Source organism: Acrocarpospora catenulata (assembly GCF_018476525.1).
Classification (GTDB): Bacteria; Actinomycetota; Actinomycetes; order Streptosporangiales; family Streptosporangiaceae; genus Acrocarpospora; species Acrocarpospora catenulata.
In genome coordinates this window covers 41,523-55,033 of the sequence record NZ_JAHCST010000061.1, presented here as the reverse complement: position 1 = coordinate 55,033, position 13,511 = coordinate 41,523, and the positions used below count along the sequence as shown (strand labels likewise).

The 13,511-nt window shown below is 68.4% G+C and carries 12 protein-coding genes and 1 tRNA gene; 7 read left to right on the top strand and 6 right to left on the bottom strand.

Going from position 1 to position 13,511, the window contains the following annotated elements; all coding sequences use genetic code 11:
• Positions 1-255 precede the first annotated feature (255 nt).
• The gene (locus KIP79_RS37945) at positions 256-807 is read right to left on the bottom strand and encodes a DUF4240 domain-containing protein (protein WP_214109833.1); all 552 of its coding nucleotides are present in this window, start codon (positions 805-807) and stop codon (positions 256-258) included.
• Between the two features lie 641 nt (positions 808-1,448).
• A complete protein-coding gene (locus KIP79_RS37940; protein WP_214109832.1) occupies positions 1,449-1,634 on the bottom strand; it encodes a hypothetical protein in 186 nt (61 codons plus the stop codon).
• A 758-nt stretch (positions 1,635-2,392) separates the two neighbouring features.
• Between KIP79_RS37940 and KIP79_RS37935 the strand changes: the two genes are divergently transcribed.
• The gene (locus KIP79_RS37935; RefSeq protein ID WP_214109831.1) at positions 2,393-2,965 is read left to right on the top strand and encodes a hypothetical protein; all 573 of its coding nucleotides are present in this window, start codon (positions 2,393-2,395) and stop codon (positions 2,963-2,965) included.
• Here the strand turns inward: KIP79_RS37935 and KIP79_RS37930 are convergent.
• Together KIP79_RS37930 and KIP79_RS37925 are read right to left on the bottom strand one after the other, a co-directional pair.
• Positions 2,908-3,819 (bottom strand): IS3 family transposase, encoded by a 912-nt coding sequence (locus tag KIP79_RS37930; RefSeq protein WP_214109830.1) that lies wholly within the window; start codon positions 3,817-3,819, stop codon positions 2,908-2,910. The two genes, KIP79_RS37935 and KIP79_RS37930, sit on opposite strands and share 58 nt — an antisense overlap.
• Positions 3,816-4,145, bottom strand: a complete 330-nt coding sequence (locus KIP79_RS37925) for a transposase (RefSeq protein ID WP_214109829.1) — start codon at positions 4,143-4,145, stop codon at positions 3,816-3,818. Before KIP79_RS37925 ends, KIP79_RS37930 begins: the two co-directional genes overlap by 4 nt.
• 35 nt (positions 4,146-4,180) lie before the next feature.
• Here KIP79_RS37925 and KIP79_RS37920 point away from each other — a divergent pair, with 35 nt between their 5' ends.
• Complete coding sequence (locus KIP79_RS37920; protein WP_214109828.1) at positions 4,181-4,492, top strand: tyrosine-type recombinase/integrase; 312 nt, start codon at positions 4,181-4,183, stop codon at positions 4,490-4,492.
• Positions 4,493-4,692: 200 nt separating this feature from the next.
• Here KIP79_RS37920 and KIP79_RS37915 read toward each other — a convergent pair.
• Both KIP79_RS37915 and KIP79_RS37910 read right to left on the bottom strand, forming a co-directional pair.
• Positions 4,693-4,766, bottom strand: a tRNA-Arg gene (locus KIP79_RS37915).
• Between the two features lie 97 nt (positions 4,767-4,863).
• Positions 4,864-6,072 carry an ROK family transcriptional regulator gene (locus KIP79_RS37910; RefSeq protein WP_214109827.1) on the bottom strand — a complete coding sequence of 403 codons (1,209 nt, stop codon included), beginning with the start codon at positions 6,070-6,072 and terminating at the stop codon, positions 4,864-4,866.
• A 243-nt stretch (positions 6,073-6,315) separates the two neighbouring features.
• On the opposite strand from KIP79_RS37910, the gene kdpF reads away from it, so the two are divergent.
• Genes kdpF through KIP79_RS37885 form a run of 5 tightly spaced genes read left to right on the top strand, consistent with a single transcriptional unit; the run spans position 6,316 to position 13,493 of the window.
• Positions 6,316-6,405, top strand: a complete 90-nt coding sequence (kdpF, locus tag KIP79_RS37905) for a K(+)-transporting ATPase subunit F (RefSeq protein ID WP_214109826.1) — start codon at positions 6,316-6,318, stop codon at positions 6,403-6,405.
• The gene (gene kdpA / locus KIP79_RS37900; RefSeq protein WP_214109825.1) at positions 6,405-8,051 is read left to right on the top strand and encodes a potassium-transporting ATPase subunit KdpA; all 1,647 of its coding nucleotides are present in this window, start codon (positions 6,405-6,407) and stop codon (positions 8,049-8,051) included. The genes kdpF and kdpA overlap by 1 nt, the downstream gene beginning before the upstream one ends.
• A 2-nt stretch (positions 8,052-8,053) precedes the next feature.
• Positions 8,054-10,141 (top strand): potassium-transporting ATPase subunit KdpB, encoded by a 2,088-nt coding sequence (kdpB, locus tag KIP79_RS37895; RefSeq protein WP_214109824.1) that lies wholly within the window; start codon positions 8,054-8,056, stop codon positions 10,139-10,141.
• A gap of 2 nt (positions 10,142-10,143) precedes the next feature.
• Complete coding sequence (locus tag KIP79_RS37890) at positions 10,144-10,953, top strand: potassium-transporting ATPase subunit C (protein WP_214109839.1); 810 nt, start codon at positions 10,144-10,146, stop codon at positions 10,951-10,953.
• 2 nt (positions 10,954-10,955) lie between these two features.
• Positions 10,956-13,493, top strand: a complete 2,538-nt coding sequence (locus KIP79_RS37885) for a DUF4118 domain-containing protein (RefSeq protein WP_214109823.1) — start codon at positions 10,956-10,958, stop codon at positions 13,491-13,493.
• The last annotated feature ends 18 nt before the right edge of the window (positions 13,494-13,511 follow it).

The window sequence follows — 13,511 nt, the reverse complement described above, 5'->3', positions numbered from 1 at the left end:
GTGGAGTTCCGGCGCGGTCGAAGGCGCCGTCAACCGGATCAAGATGCTCAAACGCCAGATGTATGGCCGCGCCAACCCCGACCTGCTCCGTCGCCGGATCCTCCTCGCCGATTAAGATCACGGAATTTGTGCCAGAGCCACAACGGCATGTCCGTTGACAGACTTGGCGTGTCGATGCTGATCGGACCCCGAGACGTCTCAATGCCGCAGCGTCCTGCGAAGGGTCAGGCCGATCGGTTGTTCCGGCGGCTTCTGCTATGCCTCGGCCGACTGGTAGTAGAGGTCGGCGAGGCGCGGCAGGCGTCGGCGCATCTCGGCCTCGTCGTCGAAGTCAAAGTCCCAGTCGGGGTCGAGTTGCGGATATCGAATGGTGAAGGCCTTGGGCGGTAGCTGTTCCCCGGTTGCTGCCAGGTGCGCGTTCCAGGCGACGCCGAGGATGTCTTCGCCCCACAGGTCCTCGCCATCTGCGGCGGCTTGGACGACGATGAGGTTGCTGGCAAGGCTGTCTGGGTCGGCGAGCGCTTGGTGAAACACGGTTTGTCCCTGAGCGATCAGCCAGCCACGGAAGTAGTCGAAGCCGTCGTCGGATGCGCCACCGTTGATCACGTACGCGGCCGCCCAGAGGTTGGCCCGGTACGACTCAGCGAGCAGATCCCACAGCGGCTGCGCGAAGGCGACGATCTCGGCTGGTTCACGTCGGGCCAGCAACTCGACCATGCGTTGTGCGACCTCGTCCGCGCGCACCACTGCCTCGTCCAGCTCACGTCGCGCCTGTTCAACCAAACGCCACACATCACCGGTGTCCACGATCGACGAGTCTCGCACAAGCCGCGCTCACGGTCTTGCAACGGCCTCGCATCCAGGTCATCGGCAGGAACGGAGCGGGGCGACTGCGCATCCGTGGGCATGACGTTGCGTAGCGCGCGGCTCGCGGCAGTTGAGGATGTCGGGCTGCAGCGACTTGATCGACGCTGTCGTCGGCTGAGTTCGTTGTGAGGACGTGCGGTCGGTAGCGGTGGAACAGCAAAGGGGGGTCGTCGCCCCTGTCCCCACGGGCGCCCCTACCAATCTGGTCAACGTCAAGCGCAGCACAACCAGCGGGGGGCGGTGTATTGCTTCAGTTAGCAGCGTCCGGAGGGATTTCTGGTTCTGCCTCGGCTAGGCAACGCGCGACGATCAGCATTCCGTCTACGGCCCTGCGGTCGTGGTCATCGATGGCAACGCCGGTCGGGGTGGCGTCCAGTCGTTCGTACGGCGGCTACGAACGAGGCTGAGCCCCATTGATGCGCGAGGTCCAGTCGCAGGTAGGTCTTGAGCGAGGGCACGGCCTTCGCTCCCAGACCATGCAGGGCGACGGTCGCCAGAGGCGGCGCTGTCAGCGTCCCCAGCGAGGTCTCCAGGCTTTCCAGCAGCGCAGCCTCCAGGCGCTGGGTCCGGCCAGACGCGAGTCAAGCGCCCATGACGCGCGGCCGCCAGTGCGAAGCCAGCAGTTCAGCGACTTCGTCGTCGGTCGTCCCTCGCGCCACTTTGCGCAGAGTATCGAACAGGACGTCATGCCTTAGTGCATTCAGGCCCATCATCTTCAAGTAGAACGGCGAAACGCACCGCCGCTCCAGATCCGTTAATCCCGACACAGCTTTAGGCTAGGGCACGCAGCTCGCGGAGAGTGTCGTACGTCGCACGCTCATCGGCAGAAGAGGGCTACAGCGCCGGCTGGCCCCTGCACGATCGGTCATTAAGCGGGCTGCGGGCAACCAAGATTCGCGAGACAACGTATTCACGATCGTGTCGCTGGACCTTGGATAGTTTCGGTCCCCTACTTGCTCAACTCCAGTGACGTCTCGTGCTCATGCCGGGCGACGGATAACACCAGGTCGTGTCGCAAACTGCGTCGTATCACGTTGCTCAGATGCCTGATCTGGATCCTTGTGCGTCGGCGCGGACTTCGGTGGAAATGACCAAGTCTTTGACTGTGGTCCCGTTCGATTTGCTGCTTGGCGGCAGGTATTTGAGCAGGTGACAGAGGATCTGCCGTTGAGCTGGGGGCCCGCGCATTTGTGTAGTTCGCCGGGAGGTTTGGTGGTCGTCGAATTCCGGGGCGGCCGTCGGATTTCGCTTGACCGATGCCGTCCAGGTGAGCGTTGATACGCCCCGTCCTACGTGGCCGTGCATCAGTCGGGTGATGGTCGGGGTCGTGCTCGTCTGATCGCGACCCATGATCGCGACCCATGGCTGGTTGTGCCGGTGCGTACGGCGGTTGTCCGCGCTGCACGCCCGAAGGGTCTGTGGCGAGGGACGGATTGGCGTTCGCGAGTTCGAGCAACGACATGTTGTGCGCGGGGTTCCGCTGTTTGGTGGGCCAGGCCGTCAGCAGGGCGAGGGGAGAAGAGCGATGGCTGAGGGCACCACGTTCAAGCGCTGCTCCTGTACGGGAGCCGACAGCAAGGCGCTGGGGCAGAAATGTCCCAAGCTGCGGCGTCCCGGCGGGGGCTGGAGCCACCGGCACGGAGTGTGGAACTACCAGATTGAGTTGCCTTCCACGGTGGAGGGTAGGCGTCGTGGTCCGCTGCGGCGCAGCGGGTTCGCCTCCCAGGAGGCCGCGGAGGCCGAACTTGGGCAGGTACGGGAGTTGCTGGCGTTGGCCGATCCGGGGGAGACGGCCCTCCGGAGCCAGATCGCGGACCTGATCAAGAGAACGCTGGCCGAGACCCGTGTCCTGCCCAATGTCGATGTGGTCCGCCGTAAAGTGCGCACCCGGCAGGACCTGACCCAGCAGGTGACGGTCGCGCAGTGGCTGGAGGAGTTCCTGAAGCGCAAGCGGAAGATCGAGGAGACCACCCGCCGCTCCTATGAAGGCCACATCAGGTTGTATCTGTGTGTCAATCCCCTCAAAGCGTGGAGACGGTCTTATGCCACCTCGGCTCTGAACAGGGCCGATGACGCTTGCCTCTTCGCGGTCATCTGATGCTCGAATGCGATCGGCGGGATCCCGTCGTTGGCGCTGTGCCGTCTGCGCGTGTTGTAGAAATCGGTGATCCAGGTCGCGATCTTCAGGCGGGCCTCGGCCCGGGTGCGGAACTCGTTTCGGTGGACGAACTCGACCTTCAGCGTGGAGTTGAAGGCCTCGGCGGCGGCGTTGTCCAGCGCGCAGCCGACCCGTCCCATCGACTGCACCACGCCGTTGCCGCGGCAGACGGCCTGGTAGGCGGCAGCGGTGTACTCGCTGCCCCTGTCGCTGTGGAAGATCACCCCTTCGACGTCACCGCCCCGGGTAGTCACCGCCATCCGTAACGAGGCAGTCGTCAGCGCGGCGTCGTGACGCTCGCCCATCGCATAACCCAGCAGCCGGCGGGAGAACAGGTCCTCCACCGTGGCCAGATACAGCTTCCCCTCCGCGGTGACGATCTCGGTGACATCGCCGCACCACAGCACATCCGCGGCGACCGCGGTGAATTTCCGCCGCACCAGGTCCGGCGCCGCCGGCCGCCTGCTCGGGCGGGTCAGTGAACGCGGCTTGGGACGCGCCCGGGCGGCCAGGCCGAGCTCGGCCATCCGCGCCGCGACCGTGTTCTCCGAGACCCGCCAGCCCTTCTCCCGCAGGTCATCGGTGATGCGCGGGGAGCCATAGGTACCGCCGGAGGCGGTGAACACCATGGTGATCTCCGCGTCCAGATCGGCACGCCGCCGCTGCCGAGGTGTGGGCGCGCGGTCTTTCCACTTGTAGAACCACGACTGCGAGACCCCCAGCGCCCGGCAGGAGGTCGCGTGGCCGATACCGAAATCGGTCTTCTGGGAGCTGATGAAGGCCGCCACGCTCACCGGCCCATCGCCTCTTTCACCCACAAGACCACCGAGCGCTTGAGCACATCACGCTCATCTGCCAGCTCGGCCCTTTCCTTCTCCCAGGCCACCTTCTCCCGGCGCAGCCGAGCCAGTTCCTCCCGCTCGGACTCCTCCAGTACCGCACTGCCGTTATCGGTGTCCTGCTCCTGGGCGAGCCGGTCCATGTGCACCCAGTTGTTCAACGTGTAGGGGTTGATACCCAGATCCCGCGCCACCTGCGCGACGGGCTTGCCGGTCTCCTTGACGATGCGCACCGCGCCCGCCCGGAATTCTGGATCAAACCGGCGTCTCTTGCTTGCCACGACCCAACCTTCTCCCAGGTTCAGGTCTCCACGCTATGAGGGGAAGCCCAGATCGGCTGCACCCCCAGCACGTGTCCGACCAGTTTCTCTGGCTGGCCTACCTGGCGGGGTTGGCGCCGATCCGCCTCCACGACCTGCGGCATGGCGCGGCCTCGCTGATGCTGGCGGCGGGGGTGGAGATCAAAGTGGTCCAGGAAACGCTGGGGCACACCTCCAGCGCTTTCACCGCCGACACCTATACCTCGGTCTTCCCGCAGGTGGCGATGGCGGCGGCGGAGAAGACCGCAGCACTGTTGCTGGGAGACGATCAGGAAGGGCGAGGCGAGGTGCTGCCACTACGCGCCTGACAAGCGTTGGAGAACGGCCTCGTATCCCTCGTGGTGGAGCGGGCCGTTTGCCTTGCCCGCTGTCGTGATCAGCAGCCCATGATGATCATGGTGGGTGCGGGGTAGGTGCGGGCGAGCACGGGGCGAGCACGACCCGGCTAGAACAATATTCTAAGCGTGATTGTGGCGCACATTTTCGCAGGTCAACGTCATGATCTGAGCGCGCCCTGAGGGATTCGAACCCCCGACCGTCGGATTAGAAGTCCGATGCTCTATCCGGCTGAGCTAAGGGCGCCGGAGCCGTTGACCAGCCTATTTGCCGGTCTTGTGCGAAGCTAGCATAGCTGGGTGCGGCAGTGACAGCGGCGGATTATCAGAGGCGCCGTCGCAAGTCACGTGCTGCGGGCGGCGAGCGTGTCGAGTGGGCTGGTCAGGAGGGCGGAGAAGGCCAGTTCGGCGGCGCCGGCCAGGGTGGTGTCGTCGGCTAGGGCGGAGACGGCCAGGCGTACGCCTTTGCGGGAGACCGGGAGGACGTGGGTGTCGATGCGGGCGTGGACGCGGGGCGCCACCCCGTGGAAGAGGTCGCGGAGCATGCCGCCGAAGATCACCAGAGCGGGGTTGAAGAGGTTGATCAGATTGACCACGCCGACCCCGAGCCAGTCGCCGATGCGGTCGAGCGCCTCCCGGGCCCGTACGTCCCCGCTCTCGGCGAGCGCCACCACGGCCCGGATGCCGTCCCTGCCGACCAGTTCGTCGGCACGCCCGGCGTAGTCGAGCAGCGCCTCCTCCCCGACCTCCGCCTCCAGGCAGCCCCGCGAGCCGCACAGGCACGGCCGGCCGTCGAACGGGTTGACCAGCATGTGGCCGACCTCGCAGCCGTAACCGCCGTCACCGTCCAGCAGTTTGCCCCCGACGATGATCCCGCCGCCCACCCCAACGTCACCGTGCAGGTAGATCAGGTTCCGCACGCCGGGGCCCGCCCCGCGTACGTACTCGGCGATCGCCCCGAGATGGGCCTCGTTGCCGACCTCCACGGGCAATCCCAACCCCAGCCCGGCCCCGAGTTCCGCTCCGAACGCCTGGTCGACCCAGCCGAGTTGCGGGCCGTACCGGACCATACCGTCGGCTCGCCGGATCATTCCGCAGTAGGAGGCCCCGACCCCGACGCAGACCGTGTCGGGCGCCGCTGAGGCGGCCAGTTCCCGGCCGAAACGGGCCAGCACCTCGACGACGTCCTCGAGGTCGACCCCGGCCCGGGCGCGTACCGCCTCGCGGCGTTCCAGCACCCGCCCGCCGAGCCCGACCCGGGCCCCGACCAGGCGGTCCACCGCGACGTCGAAGGCCAGGCCGTACACACGCTCGGGCTCTGGCATGACGACGAGGGACGGGCGTCCGGCCCGGCCGGTTTCCCGGGGGATGTTCTCCCGCACCAGGCCGGCCGCCGCCAGTTCCGCGGTCAGGCCCATGATCGTGCTTCGGTTCAGCCCCATGCGCCGCGCGAGCACGGCCCGCGAGACCGCCCCGTCCGCGTGCACGTGCCGCAGGACCTCACCGAGATTCCGCTGCCGGATCCGTGCCCCCTCGGCCATCCCGCTCGCCATCACCCCACCTTAAGCCTTGCCGTTTCGTAGGGATCGCGTGAAGAAACCTGGCACAGCCGTATTGAACCCGTAAAGAGCGACCAAAACCCCCACACGCCCAGCTTTGCTGCTAAAGCGCCGCCGTCAAGTACCGGCGGCACGTACCGAAACGTGAGGAGTGGGGATGACCGACGTCATCTTCGTCGCCCTGACGATCGCGGTCTTCGCGATCTTCGGGCTGGTTGTGAAGGCGGTGGAGCGCCTGTGAGCGCGAGCAACGCCGCCGGTCTCGTGGTGGCCGCCGGACTGGTGATCTTCATGGTCGCGGCCCTGCTCTTCCCGGAGCGCTTCTGATGGGGTGGATCTTCATCGTCTCGCTCGTCGCCGTACTGGCCGTGATCTACCGCCCGTTCGGCGACTACATGTACCGGGTCTACACCGGCACCACCCACTCCCGCCCGGAGCGGCTCGTCTACCGCCTGCTCGGCGTCCGGCCCGACGCCGAGCAGCGCTGGAGCGCCTACGCGCGCGGCCTGCTGGCCTTCTCCCTGGTCTCCATCCTGGTCGTGTACGGCATGCAGCGCCTCCAGGACCGGCTTTTCCTGTCCCTGGGCTTCGACGCCGTCCCCGACCACATCGCCTGGAACACGGCGATCAGCTTCGTGACCAACACCAACTGGCAGGCGTACTCGGGCGAGTCCACCATGGGCCACCTGGTCCAGATGGCCGCCCTGGCCGTGCAGAACTTCGTCTCGGCCGCGGTCGGCATGGCGGTGGCGATCACGCTGGTGCGGGGGTTCACCCGCCACGGTTCCGACACCATCGGCAACTTCTGGACCGACCTGGTCCGCGGCACCCTGCGCATCCTGCTGCCGATCGCCTTCGTCGGCGCCCTCGTGCTGGTCGCCGGGGGCGTGGTGCAGAACTTCACCGGCCCGTACGAGATCACCACCCTGACCGGCGGCACACAGAACCTGACCGGCGGCCCGGTGGCCTCCCAGGAGGTCATCAAGGAACTGGGCAACAACGGCGGCGGCTTCTTCAACACCAACTCCGCCCATCCGTACGAGAACGCCACCGCCTGGACCAACTGGTTCGAAATCTTGCTGATCCTGGCCATCCCGTTCGCGCTGACCCGCACCTTCGGCCGCATGGTCGGCCAGGTCCGCCAGGGTTACGCCATCCTCGCCGTGATGGCCTCGATCGCGGTGATCAGTGTCGTGCTCACCAACGTCTTCGAGCTGGCCGGCGACGCCACCGTGCCCCAGGCGGTCGGCGCGGCCATGGAGGGCAAGGAGGTCCGGTTCGGCGTGGCCAACTCGGCGACCTTCGCCGCGGCCACCACGCTCACCAGCACGGGCGCGGTGAACTCCTTCCACGACTCGTTCACGCCGTTCGGCGGCATGATGACCCTCTTCAACATGATGCTGGGCGAGGTCGCCCCGGGCGGCGCCGGCGCGGGCCTGTACGGCATGCTCGTGCTCGCCGTGATCACGGTCTTCGTGGCCGGCCTGATGGTCGGCCGCACTCCCGAGTACCTGGGCAAGAAGATCGGCTCCCGCGAGATCAAACTGGCCTCGCTCTACTTCCTGGTCACCCCCGTCCTGGTGCTCACCGGCACCGCCGTGGCGATGGGCAACGAGGCCGGCCTGGCGGCCATGCTCAACACCGGCTCGCACGGCTTCTCCGAGATCCTGTACGCCTTCACCAGCGCCTCCAACAACAACGGCTCCGCCTTCGGCGGCGTCACCGTCAACACCCCCTGGTACGACGTGGCCCTCGGCCTCTGCATGGTCCTCGGCCGGTTCCTGCCGATCGTCTTCGTGCTCGCGCTGGCGGGCTCGCTCGCCGCGCAGAAGCCCGTACCGGAGAGCGCGGGCACGCTCCCCACCCACCGGCCGCTCTTCGTCGGCATGGTCGTCGGCGTGACGGTCGTCCTGGTCGCCCTGACCTTCCTCCCCGCCCTCGCCCTGGGGCCGATCGCAGAAGGACTCCTGTAACCATGGTCACCGAACTGGTCCGGCCCCCCGCGCCGCCACAGCGGAACGGCAGGGTCGCGGGCGGCCTGCTCGACCCCGGTCAGATGGTCAGGTCGTTGCCGGCTGCCGTACGGAAGCTCAACCCCGTCACCCTCTGGCGCAACCCCGTCATGCTGATCGTCGAGGTGGGCGCGGTCTTCACCACCGTGCTCGCGATCCTCGACCCGAGTTTCTTCGCCTGGGCCATCGTGGTCTGGCTCTGGCTGACCGTACTGTTCGCCAACCTGGCCGAGGCGGTCGCCGAGGGGCGCGGCAAGGCCCAGGCGGCGACGCTGCGCTCGGCCAAGCGCGACACCACGGCCCGCCTGGCCGACGGGAAGATCGTTGGAGCCGCCGAGCTCCGGCAGGGCGACACCGTGATCGTCGAAGCCGGTGAGATCATCCCCGGGGACGGCGACGTCATCGAGGGCATCGCCAGCGTGGACGAGTCCGCGATCACCGGCGAGTCCGCGCCCGTGATCCGCGAGTCGGGCGGCGACCGCTCGGCCGTGACCGGCGGCACGAAGGTGCTGTCGGACCGCATCGTGGTACGGATCACCCAGAAGCCGGGGGAGAGCTTCATCGACCGGATGATCGCCCTGGTGGAGGGCGCCAACCGGCAGAAGACCCCCAACGAGATCGCGCTCAACATCCTGCTGGCCGCGCTGACGATCATCTTCCTGGTGGCCACGGTGACCATGCAGCCGATGGCCGTCTACGCCAAAGCGGAGAACCCCGGCATCGCCGACTCGCTCGCGCTGACCGGGGACGGCGTCACCGGCGTGGTGCTGATCTCCCTGCTGGTCTGTCTCATCCCCACCACCATCGGCGCGCTGCTGTCGGCCATCGGCATCGCCGGCATGGACCGCCTGGTCCAGCGGAACGTCCTGGCCATGTCGGGCAGGGCCGTGGAGGCCGCCGGCGACGTCAGCACCCTCCTGCTGGACAAGACCGGCACCATCACCCTGGGCAACCGCCAGGCCGCCGACTTCGTTCCGGTGGAAGGCGTCACCGAGCAGGAACTGGCCGAGGCCGCCCAGCTGTCCAGCCTCGCCGACGAAACCCCCGAGGGCCGCTCCATCGTGATCTTCGCCAAGGAACGGTACGGCCTGCGCGAACGCGAGCTGTACGGCGCCAGTTGGGTGCCGTTCACCGCCCAGACCCGCATGTCGGGCGTGGACGTGGACGGCCGCCAGATCCGCAAGGGCGCGGCGACCGCCGTCATGAAGTGGGTCCGCGACGGCGGCGGTCACCCGTCCGAGAAAGTCGGCCCCATCGTGGACGGCATCTCGGCCAGCGGCGGCACCCCGCTCGTGGTCGCCGACCAGGGACGGGTGCTCGGCGTCATCCATCTCAAGGATGTGGTCAAGAAGGGCATGCGGGAGCGTTTCGACGAGATGCGGCGGATGGGCATCCGGACCGTCATGATCACCGGTGACAACCCGCGAACCGCCAAGGCCATCGCCGACGAGGCCGGAGTGGACGACTTCTTGGCCGAAGCCACTCCCGAGGACAAACTGGCCCTGATCCGGCGCGAACAGGAAGGCGGCCGGTTGGTGGCGATGACCGGTGACGGCACCAACGACGCCCCCGCCCTGGCTCAGGCCGACGTCGGCGTGGCCATGAACACGGGCACCTCGGCCGCCAAAGAGGCCGGGAACATGGTCGACCTGGACTCCAACCCGACCAAGCTCATCGAGATCGTGGAGATCGGCAAGCAACTGCTGATCACCCGGGGCGCGCTGACCACTTTCTCGATCGCCAACGACATCGCCAAGTACTTCGCGATCATCCCGGCCATGTTCGCGGCGGTCTATCCCGGCCTGGACGCGCTCAACATCATGCGCCTGGCGAGCCCGCAGTCGGCCATCCTGTCCGCCGTCGTCTTCAACGCCCTCATCATCATCGCGCTCATCCCGCTGGCCCTGCGCGGCGTACGCTACCGGCCGTCCAGCGCCTCCCAACTGCTCAGCCGCAACCTCTACATCTACGGCCTGGGCGGCATCATCGCCCCCTTCGCCGGGATCAAGCTCATCGACCTCCTCATCCAGTTCCTCCCAGGGATGTCATGACCATGGAACGTCTGCCCAGCTGGCTCCGCCAGCACCTGGCGGCCATCCGCGCGGTGGTCGTGCTCACCGTGATCCTCGGCGGGCTCTACCCGCTGGCCGTCACCGGGGTCGCCCAGGCCGTCTTCCACGGCAAGGCCAACGGCTCACTGATCGAGAAGGACGGGCGAACCGTCGGCAGCGCGATCATCGGCCAGAACTTCACCGACGCCGGCGGCAACGCGGTCGCGCGGTACTTCCAGAGCCGTCCCTCGGCGGCCGGCTACGACATGCTGTCCACCGCCGCCAGCAACCTCGGACCCGAGGACGTCATCGACAGCCGGGACCGCCAGTCCCTGCTCACCCAGGTCTGCGCGCGCTCCAAAGCGATCGGGGAACGGGAGGGCGTCTCCGGGGCCCGGCCGTACTGCACGGCCGACGGCGTCGGGGCGGTTCTGAAGGTCTTCCGCGACCGGGTGGTCAGCGTCAACCAGGCGTGTCCCGCGGTGCCCTTCGTCGCCGCGTACGAGGGGAAGACGGTGACGTGCGCCACCCCGGGCGAGGACTACGCCGCAGGCCGTACCGTCCCGGTCAGGGGGAACACGGCGGCGGTGGTGCCCGCTGATGCCGTCACCGCCGGCGGTTCCGGGCTCGACCCGCACATCTCCGTCGCGTACGCCGAACTCCAGGCGCCCAGAGTCGCCCGGGAGCGAGGTCTCGACCTGGCCCGGGTGCGGCAGCTGATCGGCGAGCACACCACCGGCCGGGCGCTCGGGTTCATGGGCGCACCGGCGGTCAACGTACTGGAACTCAACCTCGCGCTCGACGGGGGGTAACCATGCCACGCGGGCGGCTGAGGGTCTACCTGGGCGCGGCGCCCGGGGTCGGCAAGACCTTCGCCATGCTGGGCGAGGGGCGCAGGGCCCAGGAACGGGGCCGGGACGTGGTCGTGGGCCTGATCGAGACCCACGGCCGCCCGCACACCGCCGACCTCCTGGACGGCCTGGAGGTGCTGCCCAGGAAGGAGGTGAGCTACCGGGACGCCGTCTTCGGCGAACTGGACGTGGCGGCCGTCATTGAGCGGGCGCCAAGGCTGGCGCTCATCGACGAGCTCGCCCACAGCAACGTGCCGGGCTCGCGGAACGAGAAACGCTGGCAGGACATCGAGGAGGTCCTGGACGCCGGCATCCATGTGCTCACCACGGTCAACGTCCAGCACCTGGAATCGCTCAACGACGTGGTGGAGGAGATCACCGGCGTTCCGCAACGGGAGACCGTACCGGACGAGGTGGTACGGCGGGCCGACCAGATCGAGCTGGTGGACATGTCGCCCGACGCGCTCCGCCGCCGGATGGCCCACGGCAACATCTACGCCCCCGAGAAGGTGGACGCCGCCCTCGCCAACTACTTCCGGATCGGCAACCTGACCGCGCTCCGCGAACTGGCCCTGCTCTGGGTGGCCGACAAGGTCGACGAGCAACTCGACCGCTACCGGGCAGAACACGGCATCGCCACCACCTGGGAGGCTCGGGAGCGGGTCGTGGTGGCGCTGACCGGCGGCCCGGAAGGGGACACGCTCATCCGGCGGGCCGCCAGAATCGCCGCGCGCACCAAGGGCGCCGACCTGCTGGCCGTCCATGTGACCAGCGCCGACGGCCTGGCGGGCGGCGATCCGGCCAACCTGTCCCGGCAGCGCTCGCTGGCGGAGAACCTGGGCGGGACCTACCACCAGGTCGTGGGCGACGACGTGGCGGGGGCGCTGCTGGACTTCGCGCGGGGGGTCAACGCCACCCAGCTGGTGGTCGGCGCGTCCCGGCGGGGCCGGTTGGCGCAGCTGCTCTGGCGGAGCGTGGGGATGGAGACCGCGGCGCGATCCGGGTCCATCGACGTACACATGATCACCCACGAGGAGGTCAGCCTGGGACGGCGGCGTCCCGAGCGGGCCCGGGCGGCGCTGACCCGCCGACGGCGGCTGACCGGCTGGGCCGCCGCCCTGGCCGGTCTACCCGCGCTCTCCGCCGTTCTGGCGCCCTTCCGGGAGGATCTCTCGCTGCCGAGCGAGATCCTGCTCTTCCTGGTCATGACGGTCGGCGTCGCGCTCATCGGCGGCATGTGGCCGGCCGTCACGGCGGCGGTCACCGGATCGCTGCTGCTCAACTACTTCTTCACCCCGCCCCTGTACGAGTTCACCATCCACGACCCGGAGAACCTGTTCGCGCTCGTCGTGTTCGTGCTGGTCGCCGCCGCGGTCAGCCTGATCGTGGACAGGTCGGCGCGGCGCAGCAGGGAGGCCGCCAGGGCCGGGGCCGAGGCCGAGGTGCTCGCCACGCTCGCCGGTCACGTGCTACGCGGCGAGGCCGCGCTGCCCTCCCTGCTCACCCGCCTGCGCGAGACCTTCGGGCTGAGCTCGGTGACGCTGCTGGAGCGGCAACCGGACACCGGCCGAGCGCCCGACGACCACGGCGACCCGGCGGCCTGGCGCATCGTGGCCACCGCCGGGGGCGCGCCCTGCACCACGCCGGCCGCGGCCGACATGGACGTGGTGATCGACGAGGACCTGGTGCTCACCGCCAGGGGCGCGCTGCTGCCCGCCGCCGACCGGCGTCTGCTGGAGGCGTTCGCCGCCGAGATCGCCGTCGCGCTCCGCCACCGGCGGCTCCAGGAGCAGGCCGAACGGGCCAAACCGCTGGCCGAGGCCGACCGCATGCGCACCGCCCTGCTCGCGGCGGTCAGCCACGATTTGCGTACGCCGCTGGCCTCCGCCAAGGCGGCCGTGGAGAGCCTGCGCAACGAGGAGATCGAGTGGAGCGCGCGGGACCGCCGGGAGTTGCTGGCCACCGCCGACGAGTCGCTGATCCGGCTGGACGGACTGGTGGCCAACCTGCTCGACATGAGCCGCCTGCAGGCCGGGGTGCTCGGTGTGGCCCTCGAACCGGTGGCGATCCACGAGGTGTTGCCGCGGGCCATCGACGATCTCGGGCCGTTCGGGGGGCGGGTGGACGCCGACATCGGCCTTGACCTGCCGGAGGTCGTCGCCGATCCGGTGCTGTTGGAGCGGGTGCTGGCCAACCTGATCTCCAATGCGGTTCGGTACAGCCCGGATCGGGAGCGGGTTCTGATCACGGCCAGCGGTCACGGCAGTCAGGTGGAGATCCGGGTGATCGACCGGGGGCCCGGTATTCCGGCTGACTCGCATGAGCGGGTGTTTCTGCCCTTTCAGCGGCTGGGCGACCGGGACAACCACACGGGGGTGGGGCTCGGGCTGGCCCTCTCCCGGGGGCTGGTCGAGGCTATGGGCGGCACCCTGGTTCCCGATGATACGCCGGGTGGCGGCCTCACCATGATCATTAGCTTGCCGATGGAGGATCGGCCCTGACCCGCGGGCCCTGGTCTC